At 61.2% G+C, this 16835-nt stretch carries 17 protein-coding genes; 4 read left to right on the top strand and 13 right to left on the bottom strand.

The genetic code is table 11. The annotated features are described in order from the left end of the window. From P2081_RS14795 to P2081_RS14770, 6 genes are all read right to left on the bottom strand, one after another. Nucleotides 1–315 (bottom strand): N-ATPase subunit AtpR, encoded by a 315-nt coding sequence (locus tag P2081_RS14795; protein ID WP_278923636.1) that lies wholly within the window; start codon nucleotides 313–315, stop codon nucleotides 1–3. Beyond that, on the bottom strand, nucleotides 308–601 hold the full coding sequence (locus P2081_RS14790) for an AtpZ/AtpI family protein (protein WP_278923635.1): 294 nt from the start codon (nucleotides 599–601) through the stop codon (nucleotides 308–310). The genes P2081_RS14795 and P2081_RS14790 overlap by 8 nt, the downstream gene beginning before the upstream one ends. Continuing rightward, complete coding sequence (locus tag P2081_RS14785) at nucleotides 601–987, bottom strand: ATPase (RefSeq protein WP_278923634.1); 387 nt, start codon at nucleotides 985–987, stop codon at nucleotides 601–603. Before P2081_RS14785 ends, P2081_RS14790 begins: the two co-directional genes overlap by 1 nt. Next, a complete protein-coding gene (gene atpD / locus P2081_RS14780) occupies nucleotides 984–2408 on the bottom strand; it encodes a F0F1 ATP synthase subunit beta (protein WP_278923633.1) in 1425 nt (474 codons plus the stop codon). Before atpD ends, P2081_RS14785 begins: the two co-directional genes overlap by 4 nt. After that, nucleotides 2405–3085, bottom strand: a complete 681-nt coding sequence (locus P2081_RS14775; protein WP_278923632.1) for a phosphoribosyltransferase — start codon at nucleotides 3083–3085, stop codon at nucleotides 2405–2407. Before P2081_RS14775 ends, atpD begins: the two co-directional genes overlap by 4 nt. A 493-nt stretch (nucleotides 3086–3578) precedes the next feature. After that, nucleotides 3579–3935, bottom strand: coding sequence for an SPW repeat protein (locus tag P2081_RS14770; protein ID WP_278923631.1), 357 nt, complete (start codon nucleotides 3933–3935; stop codon nucleotides 3579–3581). A 199-nt stretch (nucleotides 3936–4134) separates the two neighbouring features. Here P2081_RS14770 and P2081_RS14765 point away from each other — a divergent pair, with 199 nt between their 5' ends. Together P2081_RS14765 and P2081_RS14760 are read left to right on the top strand one after the other, a co-directional pair. Then, nucleotides 4135–4563, top strand: coding sequence for a phasin family protein (locus P2081_RS14765; RefSeq protein WP_278923630.1), 429 nt, complete (start codon nucleotides 4135–4137; stop codon nucleotides 4561–4563). Beyond that, on the top strand, nucleotides 4563–4964 hold the full coding sequence (locus P2081_RS14760) for an adenine nucleotide alpha hydrolase family protein (RefSeq protein WP_278923629.1): 402 nt from the start codon (nucleotides 4563–4565) through the stop codon (nucleotides 4962–4964). The genes P2081_RS14765 and P2081_RS14760 overlap by 1 nt, the downstream gene beginning before the upstream one ends. A gap of 142 nt (nucleotides 4965–5106) precedes the next feature. On the opposite strand, the gene ppsA is transcribed toward P2081_RS14760, so the two are convergent. Continuing rightward, nucleotides 5107–7503 carry a phosphoenolpyruvate synthase gene (ppsA, locus tag P2081_RS14755; protein ID WP_278923628.1) on the bottom strand — a complete coding sequence of 799 codons (2397 nt, stop codon included), beginning with the start codon at nucleotides 7501–7503 and terminating at the stop codon, nucleotides 5107–5109. A gap of 143 nt (nucleotides 7504–7646) precedes the next feature. Here ppsA and P2081_RS14750 point away from each other — a divergent pair, with 143 nt between their 5' ends. After that, complete coding sequence (locus P2081_RS14750) at nucleotides 7647–8000, top strand: hypothetical protein (protein ID WP_278923627.1); 354 nt, start codon at nucleotides 7647–7649, stop codon at nucleotides 7998–8000. 157 nt (nucleotides 8001–8157) lie between these two features. Here the strand turns inward: P2081_RS14750 and P2081_RS14745 are convergent, their stop codons facing one another. From P2081_RS14745 to acsA, 6 genes are all read right to left on the bottom strand, one after another. Next, the gene (locus P2081_RS14745; RefSeq protein ID WP_278923626.1) at nucleotides 8158–9105 is read right to left on the bottom strand and encodes a 1-phosphofructokinase family hexose kinase; all 948 of its coding nucleotides are present in this window, start codon (nucleotides 9103–9105) and stop codon (nucleotides 8158–8160) included. A 193-nt stretch (nucleotides 9106–9298) separates the two neighbouring features. Beyond that, nucleotides 9299–10282 (bottom strand): zinc-dependent alcohol dehydrogenase family protein, encoded by a 984-nt coding sequence (locus tag P2081_RS14740; protein ID WP_278923625.1) that lies wholly within the window; start codon nucleotides 10280–10282, stop codon nucleotides 9299–9301. 207 nt (nucleotides 10283–10489) lie between these two features. Then, nucleotides 10490–10735: an acyl carrier protein gene (locus P2081_RS14735; RefSeq protein WP_278923624.1), complete on the bottom strand. Its 246-nt coding sequence runs from the start codon at nucleotides 10733–10735 to the stop codon at nucleotides 10490–10492. Beyond that, entirely contained in the window at nucleotides 10732–11919 is a 1188-nt protein-coding gene (locus tag P2081_RS14730; RefSeq protein WP_278923623.1) for a dihydrolipoamide acetyltransferase family protein, read from the bottom strand. The genes P2081_RS14735 and P2081_RS14730 overlap by 4 nt, the downstream gene beginning before the upstream one ends. Continuing rightward, entirely contained in the window at nucleotides 11919–13916 is a 1998-nt protein-coding gene (gene pdhA / locus P2081_RS14725; protein ID WP_278923622.1) for a pyruvate dehydrogenase (acetyl-transferring) E1 component subunit alpha, read from the bottom strand. Before pdhA ends, P2081_RS14730 begins: the two co-directional genes overlap by 1 nt. Beyond that, nucleotides 13913–16096 carry an acetate--CoA ligase gene (gene acsA, locus P2081_RS14720; protein ID WP_278923621.1) on the bottom strand — a complete coding sequence of 728 codons (2184 nt, stop codon included), beginning with the start codon at nucleotides 16094–16096 and terminating at the stop codon, nucleotides 13913–13915. Before acsA ends, pdhA begins: the two co-directional genes overlap by 4 nt. Before the next feature lie 262 nt (nucleotides 16097–16358). Here acsA and P2081_RS14715 point away from each other — a divergent pair, with 262 nt between their 5' ends. Next, nucleotides 16359–16814 (top strand): Hsp20/alpha crystallin family protein, encoded by a 456-nt coding sequence (locus P2081_RS14715; RefSeq protein ID WP_278923620.1) that lies wholly within the window; start codon nucleotides 16359–16361, stop codon nucleotides 16812–16814. Nucleotides 16815–16835: the final 21 nt, after the last annotated feature.

Raw genomic sequence — 16835 nt, 5'->3', positions numbered from 1 at the left:
CTATTCCCTTCGCCTTTGCCGTCCGGCTGTGATGTGACGAACAAGGCCAAAGCCAAGAACGCCTGCCAGCAGCTGTGCGGCCTCCGCGCCTGCTGCCAGCGCCAATACCAGAACCACCAGCGTCAGGGTCATGCGCATGGCAAAGCCGAGAAACAGGCGCGTAGCGCCAATCTGTTGCCTGTTGCCCGGCGCGCCACGCAGCCCGGTCAGATCCTGCGAAGCGCGCCACAACAGCCGGAAATACAGCGCCCCGAAACCCGCGCCCAGCAACAGCGACAGCAATAGACTTGCTCCAAGGGCCCATGCGTCAGTCATCGTTTCCGCTCTCCTTGCTGACCCACCACCAGGCGTTGATGCACCCTAATGCGACGCCGCCCAGCAGTAGCGCGAGCGTCCAGGAAAACTCTCCCGGTGCTGCGCGATCCAGCCATGCGCCCAGGGCGACCCCCAGGAGCGTCGGCACCGCCACAGCCCAGCCAACCAGCCCGAACATGCCCATCCCAAACCAGAAGGTGCGGCGCTTGCCACTTTCCTCGGCCTGCTGCTTGCGTTCGGCCTTGCGTGCTATGGCGTCCGCCTTCTCTTGTTCCTGTGCGCACACTATCGACGCTCCAGTTCGAGTATGCGCCTCAGCACGCCCGCCTCCAGACGGGCCAGTGCGCTGCGTGCAGCCATTTCTTCTTCGTCGAAGGTGACAAATTCCGCTTGCACCCGCCGTCGTAGTTCGGCCAGGTCGCGTCCCGGCAAGGCGCGCCGAACCGCGACCGTTACATCATCCGCGCATTTTACGAGAATGCCTTCGTCGATGCCGAAATACTGCGTCTTGCCGTCCATGCGATCACATAGCAGCACACCAGCGACCAGCGGAGCTGTCATGTCTATATGCCGTGGCAGCAGGGTGAATGCGCCATTCGTGGCCTCGGCCGTTACCTTGGCAACATCGCCGTGAAACACCTGGGCCTCTGGGGTCAAGACTGTCAGCTTCATGGCGCCTGCCTTTCGGTAACCTCGTCGATAGTGCCGGCCATGTAGAACGCGCTTTCGGGCAGGCCGGAGACCTCGCCCGACAGGATCCGTTCGCACCCTGCGAGGGTTTCGTCCAGCGTCACAAACCGGCCCGCCGATCCGGTGAACTGCTCGGTGGAAAAGAACGGTTGGGTCAGAAAACGGTCCAGCCGCCGGGCCTGTGCCACCGTGGCGCGGTCAGCCTCGGTCAGCTCTTCGATACCCAGCATGGCGATGATGTCCGCCAGCGCCTCGTATTCCGCAAGCACGCGCCGCACCTCGCGCGAGATACGGTAGTGTTGGTCCGACACGGTGCCGGGCGTCAGCATCTTGGAGGTGGATTTCAGCGGGTCGATGGCGGGGTAGAGCCCCTCGCTGGCCCGCTTGCGCGAAAGCGCCACTGAAGCGGAGAGGTGCGAAAATACATGCGTCGCGGCCGGATCAGTGAAGTCGTCGGCTGGGACATAGACTGCCTGGATCGAGGTGACGGCGCCCGCTTCGGTGTTGCAGATGCGCTCTTCCAGCTCACCAAGTTCTGTACCCAGTGTCGGCTGGTATCCCACGCGCGAAGGGATGCGCCCCAGCAGGCCTGAGACCTCCGCCCCTGCCTGGACAAAGCGGAAAATGTTGTCGATCAACACCATTACATCGCGATTCAGCTTGTCGCGGAAATGCTCGGCTATGGTCAGGGCCGTATGCGCCACACGAAAACGGGCGCCGGGGCTTTCATTCATCTGGCCGAAAACCAGAACGGCCCCGTCCAGCACGCCGGTCGCCTGCATTTCACGGTAGAGTTCTTCGGCCTCACGGCTTCTCTCGCCGATGCCGCAGAACAGGCTCACGCCTTCGTATTCGGTGACCATGTTGTGGATCATCTCTGTGATCAGCACTGTCTTGCCGACGCCGGCACCACCGAAGAGACCGGCCTTGCCGCCGCGCTCGATTGGCGAAAGCAGATCAATGGCCTTGATGCCGGTCTGGAAGATCTCACCGCCGGGACGGCGGTGGGCAAACGGGACCGGCGGGCGGTGGATAGCCCGGTATTCAACATCCTTGATCGGCCCCTTGCGGTCGAGCGGCGCACCAAAAACATCGATCATCCGGCCAAGCAGCCCGGGTCCAACCGGGGCCATCAGTGGGCCGCCACTGTCGACGACCTCCATGCCAAGCGCGATACGTTCGGCGGGATTCAAGAGCAGGCCTTGAATGGTATGCATATCAATCAGGCCGGCAACCTCGATCACCGATTTGCGGTCCGGCCCGGCAAACAGCTGCGTATTGATCGTTGGTGCTGTGCCTGGAAAACGCGCCTCAACCACCGCCCCGCGGATCGCCGTGATGACCCCCCGCCCTGCGGTTTCTTGAGACCTGGAGTTTCTCTCAAACGCGCCCGTACCCGTCATGACATCACGTCACCATGGGACCTGCCGCTGTCAGTCAGCCGATGGGCATGGCGTTCGATGATTTTGGACACGGTTGCATCTGAAACCTGCCCGAAATCGCGGTAATGCATCCCAACCGCACGGAATTCAGCCGGGCATTCAAGGCAGATTACTTCGTCGCAGTCATCCTCAAGCGCCGCAATCGTTGCCGCCGACCCAACGGGAATTGCCGCGATAACCTGTGCCGGATCTGCATCGCGGACCAATTGCAGTGCCGCGCGCATTGTGGCCCCCGTCGCTATGCCGTCATCAACGACAACCACGATCTTTCCCGCAAGTGGCACGTGCGGACGTCCATTTAGGTAAATGTCGCGTCGCCGCTGTATTTCTGGCAATTCGCGCTCGGCAAGCCGGGCGATGTCAGCATGGTCGAGCCCGGTCATCCGCGCCACATCCTCGTTGACCGTGATTTTCGGGTTATTGCCATCGGTCACCGCCGCAACCGCAAGTTCCGGCTGTCCGGGAACGCCAACCTTGCGGACAAGCACAATGTCGAGGGGGACGGCGCGCGCGTCTGCAATCACGTCGGCAACGGGCAACCCGCCGCGCGGTAGCGCCAGAATGACTGTGTTTTCGGGATCAAGCTGCCCCAGGTGTTTCAGCAGTCTCTGACCGGCCTCACGTCTGTCCGTAATCATGCGGATTGTTGCCTCCAGTGCTTGTCTCAGGGTGCGATGACCACCTTGCAGTTGGCGTGGTGCAGTGGCTGTTGTGGCAGGCGACCAAGCGGTACGTCCCGCATAGGGCCGCCTGTTGCCACAACGATTTTGTCTGCCATTGCTCCTTGCTCCATCGTCGATGCGTAATGTCGCCCAATCATCGCATGTTACGCGGTTTATGACATTGCGTGGCGTCAATGGGGGCAGAGCGGCGGTGGCTGACACTGGTGCTGCCAACCGGGGGACGATGGAACGGGCCAAAACGATCAAAGTTGTCTTCTCGGTCCGCCGTTGATGACCCTGTCGATGCCGTCAAGATGCATGGCGCCACAGTCGGGAAAGCGCTTGCGGACTATCAAGCACAGGCTCCCATGGTGCGGTGCCTAGGTTGCAATCTCTCTAGCTCACCTGAGCGCTCTGGAGTGTCAGCCTCCGAGCAAGCGGGCCGGGCACGGGAATGTCGCATAGGGTGTCAGTAGGCATGTTCGCCATTCTCCTCCACGGTTCTCCAGATCCCCATGGCAGCGATCACAATGCCGCAGGCAAACGCAATCCACATGGCCATTGGCGAATAGGTGAATCCCAAGACCCATGGCGAGGCCACGAGCCAGACACCAAGCACGATGTCGAGCCACTCTTCCCATTTCCTGAAATAGAAGAGAGCGGCCGCACCGAGAATGATGGCGGCGACACCCGCGATCGCGAAGTTGGCGATCAGCAGCGTCAGGCTCATACCCTCCGGCGGCGTGATCGCGAAAACGAAGGGGGTAGCAACAAGTACGACACCAGCAACGAGCGTGATACCATCCTGAAAATGCATCCGTTCCATGATTTCTTCCTCCAGTAAAAAGACATGGTCGGGCATTGTGCATTGGAAATGCCGAGTCTTCATTGACTGTAATCAACGGCTGTCCGTTCGTAGCGAATTTTTCATCCTCTGGTCTTGAATGACGGTATCGTGTTGTCCGCCGTCAATGCGTGAGAAACTGCATCCCGCAAAGTTCGACTCGCGAAAAAGGAGGAAACCGATGACCAAGACAAAACAGGAGCGCAGAGCGCGCCCGAATGGAGAAACGGCGTCACCGTTCAACTCTCCGCTTGATTTTTTCCAGCTTTGCGGAGCCATAGCTAAGGTTCAGGCAAGCGGATGGCAGCAGGTGGTTCGGATGAACCAGGAGTATCTTGAATTCCTGAACCGACGGCTGGAACGGGATCGCGAACTGGCCACTGACCTTGCGGACCGGAAGGATCCTGCCGAAGCCTGGGCGGCGTGGGCCGCATTCTATCAGGCTGCACAGCGAGATTACTCAGAGGAGGTCGACCGATTGACCGAACTTTATGCGAATGGTGCTCGCGCCGCGACAGCTGACATCCAGCAGCAGTTGGAGGAAACGGCTGCTATGGCGATGAACAGTGCATTTGCCGCCACGAGCGCGACAAAATCAGAGGCAGTGTGATGTTGGTCCAGACGGGGCTGACATGGTTTGACGGTTCGCCGGAGGGAGAGGCGCAATTGCAGTCTGCGATAGATGTTGCGCTTTGGTTCAAGGCACACCTCAGCGTGGCATCCGTCTCCTATATTCCCGAATTCCGGCCCTCCGCGCAATATACACCAGAACGCATCGTGCTTCGGATGCAGGCGGTGAAAGAAGCGTTGGACCGTACGCGGCTGGTGTTCGCCAGGCTCGACGCACAAGATGTCCCTGGCGTTGCGTTTCCGTTTGTCACGACACGGAAAAATTTCAAACGACAGTTCAAGGGTCTTTCACGATGCGCTGATATTATCGTGCAGTCCGAAACGTTGCGGCTCATTGAAGATAGGGCGTCGCCCTTTGGCGCACAGAAGATGACCGCCTGATAGGCCCGTGAAATCCATCTTGATGTGTGAAGACAGGTTTTCTTTCCCCTCCCCGAAATGGAGCGCGCCTTCAGAGAGCTATCAAATGGCCGTTCGAAATGATCTTTAAGCGGTTTCGCTGATCTTCCTTAAACCAGAGCAATCAAGCCTGATCATTGCTGACGTTATCCTTCTCGGCCTGCGCCACATTGCGTTTGACGTTCAAAAAACTGTCCGGCGTCACCGAGATCGTGTCGATCCCGGCGCTTACCAGCAGGCGCGCGAAATTCGGGTCATTGCTGGGCGCCTGACCGCAGAGCCCGACCTTCCGTCCTGCCTCGTGTGCACGCAGAATGGCGGTTTCGATCATCCAGAGCACCGCCGGGTCACGCTCGCGGAACACATCGGCCAGCGCTTCGCTATCGCGATCAACGCCCAGCGTAAGTTGGGTCAGATCATTTGATCCGATGGAGAAGCCGTCAAACCGCGCGGCAAACTCCTTGGCCCGGATCACGTTCGATGGGATCTCGGTCATCACGTAGACTTCGAGACCATTCTCTCCACGTCGAAGGCCATTTGCGGCCATTACTTCCAGCACCTTGTCCGCCTCTTCGGGGGAACGACAGAAGGGCACCATCGCGATGACGTTGGTAAAGCCCATGTCGTCCCTCAACCGCTTTAGTGCGGCGCATTCCAGCGCAAAGGCATCGCGGTAGAAAGCCGAATAATAGCGCGCGGCACCTCTGAGGCCGATCATCGGGTTTTCTTCTGATGGTTCGAAATGACGACCGCCCAGAAGGTCGGCGTATTCATTCGACTTGAAGTCGCTCAACCGGACAATCACCGGTTTCGGATGCCAGACAGAGGCAATCCGCGCCAGGCCCATAGCCAGCCGCTGTGTGAAATAGCTGGGGCCGTCCTGATATCCCTTCATCAGTTTTGTAATGGCACGGAACTCAGCCGCGTCCGTCACCTGCTCGGGCTTCAGCAGCGCGAGCGGGTGCACCTTTATTTCGTTGCTGATCAAGAATTCCATCCGGGCCAACCCGACGCCGTCCGCAGGGAGACGCCACCAATGGGCGGCGGCCGAAGGATTGGCGATATTCAGCATCACGCCGGTCTGCGTCTGTGGCACGTCGTCAAGCGAGATGTCGCTGACCTCGATCTGTCCGAGCCCATCATAGACCGCCCCAGTTTCCCCTTCGGCGCAAGAGACGGTAACGTCCTGACCTTCGTGCAGTATATGAGTTGCGTTGCCTGTGCCGACAACTGCCGGAACTCCCAGTTCTCGGCTGACGATGGCAGCGTGCGATGTTCGTCCGCCGTGGTCGGTGACAACGGCAGCGGCACGTTTCATGATCGGCACCCAATCGGGGTCGGTGGTCGAGGTGACAAGCACCGAGCCATCAACGAAGCGGTCGATCTCCTGCGCTGAGCGGATCAGGCAAACTCGGCCCATGGCGGCTGCATCCCCGACACTCAGCCCCTGTACTATCAGCTTGCCAGCGGGTGTGACGTTGAATGACTGGAACACCGCCCCAGACTTGCGTGATTGTACAGTTTCAGGGCGCGCCTGAACGATGAACAAATCACCGGTCTCGCCGTCCTTTGCCCATTCCATGTCCATGGCGACACCGTAATGCGCCTCGATGATCTTCGCATATCGGGCCAGTTCCACGGCTTCGGCGTCGCTCAATGTGAAACGCTCGCGTTCAGCCACCGAGGTTGGCACGTTGCGTGTCGCGGCTTCGTCGGACCGGCCATAGATCATCTTGATCTCCTTCGTGCCCAGGGTCTTGGCAATGATCGGCAGTCGGTCGGCATCGTCCAGGAAGGGCTTGAAAACCTGGAATTCATCCGGGTTCACCGCGCCTTGAACAACGTTCTCTCCCAACCCCCAGGCACCATTTATCAGCACGAAACGGTCACACCCGGTCTCTGTGTCTATCGAGAACATGACACCTGAACTGCCGATGTCAGAGCGCACCATGAACTGAACGCCAACCGACAAGGCGACTTCGGTCCGACCGAACCCCAGGAGTTGACGGTAACTTATTGCCCGGTCGGTAAAGAGCGAGGCATAGCACCGGCGGCACGCATCAAGCAGCGCCGCCTCTCCGGTGATGTTTAGAAAGGTCTCTTGCTGTCCGGCGAAACTCGCATCTGGCAAGTCCTCGGCAGTGGCGGACGACCGGACGGCAACCGATGGCTCTTTTTGACCACTGCGTTTTGCGAGCTCTCGATAGGCGGCGCGTATCGCTTCCGCTGTTTCCTTGGGCCATTTGGCGGCGATGATCGCGGCTCGAATGGCCGCACCCGCCTCATGCAGCGTCGTGTGTCCGTCCTCCAGCGCCTCAATCCGCTTGGTGATGACAGGTTTCAGACCGTTGGCCGCGATAAAGCCGCGATAAGCCCAGGCTGTCGTGGCAAAGCCGTCTGGCACTCGGATGTTCTTGGCCGATAGGGTCGAAATCATCTCGCCCAATGACGCATTCTTGCCGCCCACGACTGCGATATCGCTACGGCGCAGTCCATCGTACCAGACCAGGTGTTTGTCCAAATTCCATGCTCCTCAGCCAGTCTTGCAACAAACTGTGACACGCGAGGTCGCGCCGTCATTGATGGCAGTCAATGCGCAGGGGATCAGGCGCGTGGCACATTCTCGCAGGGCAATGCGAAATTGCGGCAAGGGGACCCGTGAACATGAAACTGCTGGCTGCGGCGGAGAGGATCGAGACGGTGGCGACACAACTGACCAAGGCTGAGGTTGCCCCTGTGCTTGAAGCGATCCGCAAGGTGCGGCCGGATCTCGCGGTGACGGAGGCAGAGTTGTGCTCGGTTGAGCAACTGCTGCACTTTGTTGATCGGGTGGTGCCGGGTTGGAGCATCCTGCTACGGGGCGATGCGCTGGAGCCTGACGGTCATTGGCGCTGCACATTGCGTGAGAATGTCTCACGGGACAGTGACGAATATATCGGGGTTGGCAAGGGGGCGTCCCTTTCATCCGCTATTCTGGCCGCAACCCTGCGCGTTATCGATTCCCAGGTATCCCCCTAGGCGTACAAATGACAATAATCCTATTGTCATTTGCCAGTTTATCATCAGATTTGGCGGATGAGGATGCGCAGATTGGTTGCATCGGATATCGGGGTTTCGCGCCGGAAGTTTGAGCAATCAAGAGATGTGTTGATCGTTGGGTTCAGCGCCAGTGATCCTAGCAATTCTCCAATCGGCATTGCGGCAATAGGGCCTTGGTTTCGGAGAGGTCGCAAAAGGTGGTGCCTTTGGTGCCAACTGTAGCGGCAGCAGCTGCAACGCCCCATCTGAGGGCCTGTTCAGGCCTGTCGCCACGCGAAAGCGAGAGGGTAAAGGCCCCTACGAAAGCATCACCTGCACCAATTTTGCTGCGCTGGGGGACTTTGGGGGCGTGGCAGAAAAATCTTCGATGTCCGGCAACCATAACTGACCCCTCTGCGCCGTGACCTGTCACGACAATCCTCGCAACCCCGCGCCGCACGAGCTGTTCGCTATAGGCTAGATTGTCGGAAATCGACCGCACCGGGTGCGCAACCGCCTTTTCGATTTCGCTGCGATCCAGCCTCAAGACATCAAGAGGGGAAACCGGGGCTTCAATCAGGCGCAACAGCGGTGCCTTGGATGTGTCGACAACCAACCTCCCATTGCGCCGCGAAACAGCTGCCTGCACATCTTGCGGATAGGTGTCAGCTAGGCCATTGGGGATGCCACCGCTGAGCACGACATAATCGTCACCTGCCAGTTTGCCAGAGATCTGGTCCAGTATTTTTTGAGCGTCACTTTCATCAACAGACGCACCGGGCACAGTAAAACGAAACTGTTCTTCGGTCTCTTCGTCGGTAACCGCTAGGCTGTAGCCGGTTTCTGCGGCAATCCGGCATTGCTCAACGGGGACGTTTTCTGCTGCCAACAACTGCAACAGGCGATTGCCCATTGCTCCGCCAACCACAACAAACGCCATGACAGGCCCACCCAGCTTGACAATCGTTCGGGCAACGTTGACCCCGCCGCCACCGGGATCAATCTGCGGTTGGCGGCAATACAGTTTCGGCCCGGCAGTCACATGGCTTGTCGATGTTGAATAATCAACGGCCGGTTTGAGGGTGATCGTCAGGATCTTGCGCATGATTTCCATTCTTATCTCGGCCTGCTCTCTGGACAAGAGGGTACGGCATGGTGGGCTTCACCGCTCTGCAACGAAAGGCGCGGGCCGCCTGCAGAAACGATACCGGCCTGGGGGCCCTGATCTGTTGCTTCGGCCTGTTCTCTCTGATCAAGATTCACGCTTTTGTCTTGGCAATCAGGACCAGGCCCATGCATCAGGGAACCAGAACGGCGGCCCCGGTGAACCGACCGGAGCGAAGGTCCTCCAGCGCAAGATTGGCCTGTTCCAGAGGATAGGTCGTGGTTTCGGTCTTGATACCGGCCTCAATGGCCAGCGGTAGAAACTCCTCTCCATCGGCACGCGTCAGGTTCGCGACCGAGCGGATGATCCGTTCATGCCAGAGGTCTGCGTAGGGAAAGGCAGGTATATCACTCATGTGGATACCGCCCGACACGACGCTGCCGCCCCGGCGCACCACCTTCAGCGCCTTGGGAACCAGCGCGCCGACTGGTGCAAAAATCAGCGCGGCATCCAGCGGTTCGGGCGAGCGGTCCTCGGACGAGCCAGCCCAGACCGCGCCCAGACGACGGGCGAAGGCCTGCGCCGACTGGTCGCCGGGCCGGGTGAAGGCATAGACCTTCTTGCCCTGCCAGACGCAGAGCTGGCACAGGATATGCGCCGCCGCCCCAAATCCATAAAGCCCGATATGGTCGGCGGCACCGGCGAGCGTCAACGTGCGATATCCTATCAGTCCGGCGCAAAGCAGCGGTGCCAGTTGCACCGGGTCTGCATCCTCGGGCAGAGGAAAGACATATCCGGCGTCGGCCACACAGAGTTCGCCATATCCGCCATTTTGGCTGTAGCCAGTGAATTCAGGCGCGGCGCAGAGGTTTTCGCGATGCGCACGGCAATGCGGACATGTCCCGCATGTGCGGCCAAGCCAAGGCACCCCGGCCCGCTGGCCCAGTGTCAGGCTTTTTACACCCGCGCCAAGCGCGTCGACACGGCCGACGATCTCGTGCCCAGGTATCAGCGGGAGCTTGGGGTGCGGCAGCTCGCCATCCAGAATATGCAAATCGGTGCGACAGACACCGCAGGCCTCCACCCTGAGCCGCACTTCGCCCGGCCCCGGGGCGGGGTCCGGCAGATAACGGAGGATCAGCGGGGCGTTCTGTTTTTCCAGGACCATCGCGCGCATAGGTGTCTTTACTTAGGTTGGCGGCCTATATGGCCGCATCAGTTATGGACCCCTTCAAGATGAGAGACCCTTCGGGAGGGGTGGCAAAATAGAAGGTCGGGTCGTTCCTCGCGGGTTCTGAAACCGCCGTTTGACTTTCCCGCTGAACAATCCGCACCGCATTGACGACGCTCAATTTCCGCCGCAATTCGGCTGCGCCGTCGTTGGTCACTTCACCCGGGCGGCCAGATAGGACAGTGCCAGCGCCAGGGTGGCGATCTGCGGATAATCCGTTTCCGGGATGTCGACATTCAGCCGCCGATGCAGGGCGGTCACCAGATTCAGGACATCCATCGAGTCGAGCTCCAGATCGTCCTGCAGGTGATCATCCTCGCCCAGGGTGGCCGGGTCGATGTCGGGGGCGATGGCGGTCAGTTCCTCGATGAAAGCGGTGCGAATGTCTGCCTTGGTCATAGTGTCTCCGGCGATGCGATACGGGATTGGAATTCGGCGATGAAGCGCGCTGCCTGCCGGCCGTCGCTGACGCGGTGATCGACGGACAGGGTCAGGGTGACAACGGTCCGTGGCACAACCGCGCCGTTCACCACCCATGGGCGCAGCTTGGGCGCCCCCAGACCGACCAGCGCGACCTGCGGCGGAAAGATAACACCGGCCATCGCCTCGGCCCCGGTCTCGCCGAGGCTGGAAATCGTGATGCTACCGTCGGTCAGTTCCGAGGACCGGAGCCGCCCGGCCCGTGCGCGCAGGACCAGGTCGCGCATGCCGGCCATCGTTTCATCGACGGACATCGCGCCCGCGTCGATCAGCGCCGGGGCTACCAGGCCGCCCCCCCGCAAGGCCACGGCGATACCGGCGTTTACCCGGTCTGAGGGGCAAAAAGCGCCGTCGACGTATCGCCCGTTCACCGACGCCACCTTCGCGGCAGCCAAGGCCGTGGCCCGCACAAACAGCGCCCCCAGAAGCAGCCGGTCAGAGGGCAACCGATCTGCGTTCCGGGCGTCCACCCACTCGTGCGCGAGCTGCACGTCTATGGTTTCTGACAGGTAGAAATGCGGGATCGTCTGCTTGGACCGCACCATCGCTGCGGCGATGGCCCTGCGCATTTCCGCCATCGGCGCGGCGGTCTGTCCTCTCGTTGCGGCCGACTTTGGTGCCTCCAGATCCGTCAGCAGGACCGCACCCGCCGGGCCGCTACCGGTGACCGTCGCCAGGTCGATGCCCAGTTCACGGGCCCGCAGGCGCGCGGCGGGCGAGGCAGCGGTAGCACTGCGGGGCAGGGTGGCCGCAACCGCTGGGCCGGGCGCGGCTTTGGGTTTGTCGGCAACGACCTCATTGGGCGCGGCTTCCGGCTTGGCGGCAACGGCAGGCGCTTTGGGCTTCTTTGGTTCCGGCGCAGTCTCGCCGGGGCCAAGGATCAGCGCCAGCGGCGCACCTACGGGCAGGGTCGCACCCAGATCGGCCTGCAATTCCTGCACTTTGCCATCTTGGAAACATTCGATCTCGATGGCGCCTTTCTGGGTCTCGACCACTGCAACCACGTCGCCCCGGTGCACCTCGTCTCCGGGTTTCACCAGCCACTCGACCAGCGTGCCCGCTTCCATATCGGCCCCCAGCGACGGCATGGCGAAGATACCCATCAGGCCCGCCCCAACATTGCGCGTGCGGCGGCCAGGATGTCGGGCGCTTGCGGTATCGCGGCGTCTTCCAGGTGTTTGGGATAGGGGATCGGCACTTCTGCCGCGCAGACGCGCCCCACTGGCGCATCAAGAGACCAGAAGGCCTGCTCCATGATCCGGGCCGAGATCTCGGCGGCCAATGATCCGCTGCGCCAACCCTCGTCCACGATCAGCGCGCGGCGCGTCTTGGCAACAGAGGCCATGATCGTCGCGTCATCCAGCGGGCGCAGGCTGCGCAGGTCGATGACCTCGGCCTCGATGCCGTCCCCGGCCAAGGCCTCCGCCGCCTGCAACGTCTTGAACAGCGACCCGCCATAGGTGATGAGGCTCAGCTCGCGCCCCTCGCGCCGCACAGCTGCCCTGGAAATGTCGACCGCACCGGCGTTGCTGTCGATCTTGCCCGTCATGTTGTAAAGCATCACGTTCTCGAAGATCAGCACCGGGTCGGGATCTTCCAGCGCTGTCCACAACATGCCGCGCGCGTCCTCCAATGTGGCGGGGGCCAGCACCTTCAGCCCCGGAATATGGGCATACCATCCCTCCAGACTGTGCGAATGCTGCGCCGCCAGCTGCTTGCCCGCGCCGGTCGCCATGCGGATCACCAGCGGGACGCCGAATTGCCCGCCCGACATGTGCCGGAGCGTCGCCGCCGTGTTCATGATCTGGTCAAGGGCCAGCAGCGAGAAATTGACGGTCATCAACTCGACGATCGGCCGCATTCCTGCCGCCGCCGCGCCGATGCCCGCGCCGGTGAACCCGCTTTCCGACAGTGGCGTGTCGCGGATCCGGTCCTCTCCGAATTCCGCCATCAGGCCTTTCGAGACCGCGTAGCAGCCGCCATAGGCCCCCACATCCTCGCCCATCAGGAAGACCCTGTCGTCGCGGATCATTGCGTCGCGGATCGCCTGTTTCACCGCCTCGCGGTAGGTGGTTTCCACCAGCTCACCCGAGGGTGTCGTTGGCTCTGGCGGTTCCGGCGCGGGGCCATGCACGTGCTGTGCCAGCTGATCAACCGGCTCCCATGTTGCACCCTCGGCAAAGGCCACGGCGCCTGCGATCTCGGCATCGGCCTCAGCTTCGATCTGGGCCACGTCGCTTTCGTGGATCAGGTGGTTTTCCAGCAGCCAGCCCTGGAAGCGGATGATCGGGCCGTGCTTGCGCCACTCCTCGATCTCGGCCTTGTCACGGTAGAGCTGCGCGTCAAACATGGAATGCGGCCGGAACCGGTAGGTCTTGCACTCGAGGAACACCGGCTTGCCGGTCTCGCGGATCTTGCCGATGGCCTTGCGCGCCGCTGCCTCCACCGCGACGACGTCCATGCCATCGACCTGGCGCGCCTCCAGCCCGTAGGAGGCTGCTTTCTTGTGGATATCAGTTTCCGACTCGGTCCGGGCCAGCGCCGAACCCATCGCGTAGCTGTTGTTCTCGCAGATGAACAGCACCGGCAGAGACCAGAGCACGGCCAGGTTCATCGCCTCGTGGAACTCCCCCTCGGCCACGGCGCCCTCGCCAAAGAAACAGGCCGTCACCGTGTCCGCACCCTGCATCCTGTCTGCCAGCGCGAGGCCACTCGCCAGCGGCAGACCGCCGCCCACGATGGCGTTGCCGCCGTAGAAATTGCTGTCGACATCAAAAACATGCATCGACCCGCCGCGCCCGCCCGAGCAGCCTTCGGCCTTGCCATACATCTCGGCCATGATTTTTGTCATCGGCACGCCACGGACCAGCGCGTGCCCGTGCTCGCGATAGGTGGCGACGACCCGGTCCTGTGGTGCGAGCACCGGGATGACCCCGGCGGCAATTGCCTCCTCCCCGTCATAGAGATGCAGGAAACCGCGGATTTTTTCCTGGGTGTATAGCTCGGCACATTTGTCCTCAAAACGGCGGACGCGGATCATGTTGCGGAGCAGCGCAAGAACGTGATTCCGGTCAAGTTTGGGTTTGTCGAGCGCGCTCATTTCTCATCAGTCTCCAGAGTGGAAATGTCACCTTCCGGAAGGCCCAGTTCCCGCGCCTTGAGCAGCCGCCGCATGATCTTGCCAGAACGGGTCTTGGGCAGGTTTTCGCGGAACACCACCGCGCGCGGAGAAACCGCCGGGCCAAGCCTTTTGCGGGCGTGGCCGCGCAAGTCGCGCTCCAACACCTCGTTGGCCGTGAAACCTGGATTCAGCGTGACATAGGCCTTCACGATCTCGCCTGCGGTTTTGTCCGGCAGGCCGATAACGCCTGCTTCGGCCACCGCAGGGTGTTCGATCAAAACGCTTTCCACCTCGAAAGGGCCGACCAAGTGGCCGGAGGTCTTGATCAGGTCGTCTGCCCGTCCGACAAACCAGAAATACCCGTCCTTGTCCCGCCTCGCGAGGTCGCCCGACAGGTACCATCCGTCCACGAAGCACTTGTCGTAGCGGGCCTGCTCGTTCAGGTAGGCCCGCATCATCGACGGCCAACCGGGCCGGAGCGCCAGTTCGCCGACCTCACCGGTGCCGAGTTCCTTGAGCCTACCATTCCCATGTTCGACGATGCCCGCCCGGATCCCCGGCATGGGCTTGCCCATCGAGCCGGGCTTGACCGTCATGCCGGGCAGGTTGGCGATCATGATCCCGCCGGTTTCGGTCTGCCACCAGTTGTCGTGAAATGGCTGGCCGAAGACCTTTTCAGACCAGATGACCGCCTCGGGGTTCAGCGGCTCTCCCACACTTGCAAGGAACCTCAGCGAGGAAAAGTCATAGGGTTTCGCCACATCCGCGCCCGCGCGCATCATCATCCGGATCGCGGTCGGCGCGGAATACCAGACTTCGACCTTCTCCCGCTCAATCGTGGCGTACCAGCGATCCAGGTCGAACTCTGCCTCGTCCACGATCATCTTTACCCTCTGAACCAGCGGCGCGATGATGCCGTAGGATGTGCCGGTGACCCAGCCGGGATCAGCTGTGCACCAGTAGGTCGTCCCCGGCGTCAAATCCAGCGCGTGCCGCCCTGAGAAGGCGTGGTAGAGCACCGCTTCGTGGACATGGACCGCGCCTTTCGGCCGCCCCGTCGTGCCGGAGGTGAAATGGATCAGCGCCGGATCTTCGGGCCGGGTAGGGATGGTGTCGAAATCGGGCGATGCCGCTTCCATCGCGGGACCAAGAGCAACGCAGCCCTCGGCGGCGTCTTCGCCGGTGACCAGGATCAGTTTCAGCGTGCCGATCTTGTCGCACCATGCCGCGATCTTGCGCTTGTAGAGTTCCGGCGTTGTGACCAGCACCCTCGCGGCGCCGATCTCCATCCGGGTGCGGATGGGGTCCGGCCCGAAGGCCGAGAAGAGCGGTGTGAAAACCATGCCGGCCTTCAGCGTACCGATCGCGGCTATGTAAAGCTCGGGAATGCGCCCCAGCAGCGCGAAGACATTGTCGCCAGGTATGAGCCCCTGGGCGGCAAGGAGGTTGGCGAAACGCGAGGATTGGCGGGCTAGCTCGGCATAGCTCAACTCCTGCCGATCTCCTCCTTTGCCAAGCCAGAGCATCGCCGTTTCATTCCCGTGCCCGTGTTTCACATGCCGGTCCACCGCCTCATGGGCGATGTTCAGCATACCGCCGGGCATGTCGAGCATTGCACGGGCTTCGGCCCAGGAGGCCGTAGTCCAATCGGACAGAACCGCGTTGAGCGCTACCCAGTCGGTATACTCGATATCAGCAGAAAGATCGGCTGACGGATCCTTTAGCGCAAGAATGCGGCGCATCACGAAACGGCGGAAAATGTCGTACTCAGAGGGTTTGTAGGCACCCGCCACCTGTTCGACCCGATTGGGGGTCCAGCCGGTGGCTGAGGTGAAATCGGTCAGAATTTTCTCCAGTGCCTGCCAGTCTTCGGCTTCGTGACCCGCAGCGACAAGTGAGACTGAAAGGAACAGACTGGGCAACGCAGACAGGGTGCCGGCATGTTTGGCGCAGAACTCCGTCAGCGCTTTCTGGTAGCGCCCGCCATGGATCGATGCTGCCAGCAACACCGCATCGAAACGCGTCAGGTCGATGTCATCTGCATCGGCAATCGGCAGGAGTTCGGCCATATGGCCCGCATCCGCAAGCCAATCCGCAGCGACGCGGCAAATCTTGCGGGTTTGACCGTCGGTCGAGGCGTAGGCGACGAGAATTTTCATGACTCTCCTCTTTAAATCGCTTCGGTTCCGGCAGCATTGACGGCTGTCAATCTGATCGGAGACCAGCGTTGCGCGGCTACGATGGGAATGCCTTGACGGCGATCAATGGCGGCGTGGCATCTGAGAGCTATCATCTAGGTGCTGGAGGGGGCGGCGTCCTCCAGATCGTGATTGGTCGCCCGGAAGAGGACAAGCCGAGGAAATGACAGTGACGGGATCTTGATCCTGGGCGCGCTACGGATGCCGAAAGGAGGAGAAAGACATGAAGATCAAAGATTTGATCCCTTGGGCGCGCAAAGACCATGCGCCCGAACCGAAGACCGACGATGAGAACTCCATTTCCAGTCTGCAGCGTGAAATGAATCGCGTGTTCGATAGCTTCTGGGCCCGCGCGGGCGATCTTGACTGGCCGTGGGCTGGCGGAGAGGCGAAATCCGACATGGTCGAAACGAACGACCGCGTCGAAGTCTCGATTGAACTTCCCGGTATGGACATGTCGGACATCGAGGTCACGGTCACCGACGACACGCTGACCGTGAAGGGCGAGAAGAAGGTCGAGCGGCAGGAAGAGAAGAAGGGGTATTACCTCTCTGAGCGCAGCTATGGCGCGATATATCGTATGATCCCGCTGCCCCCAGGCGTCGATGGCGAAAAAGCCGAGGCCAGCTTCAAGAACGGTGTGCTGACCGTCAAGCTGCCGCAACTCCCAGGGGCCTAGGTCAAGGCAAACGTGTCGCGG

The sequence above is a fragment of the Pseudophaeobacter profundi genome (assembly GCF_029697505.1).
In the GTDB taxonomy this organism is placed as follows: Bacteria; Pseudomonadota; Alphaproteobacteria; order Rhodobacterales; family Rhodobacteraceae; genus Pseudophaeobacter; species Pseudophaeobacter profundi.
Note: the sequence above shows the minus strand (reverse complement) of the source record. Positions and strands in the feature narration are given on the sequence as shown.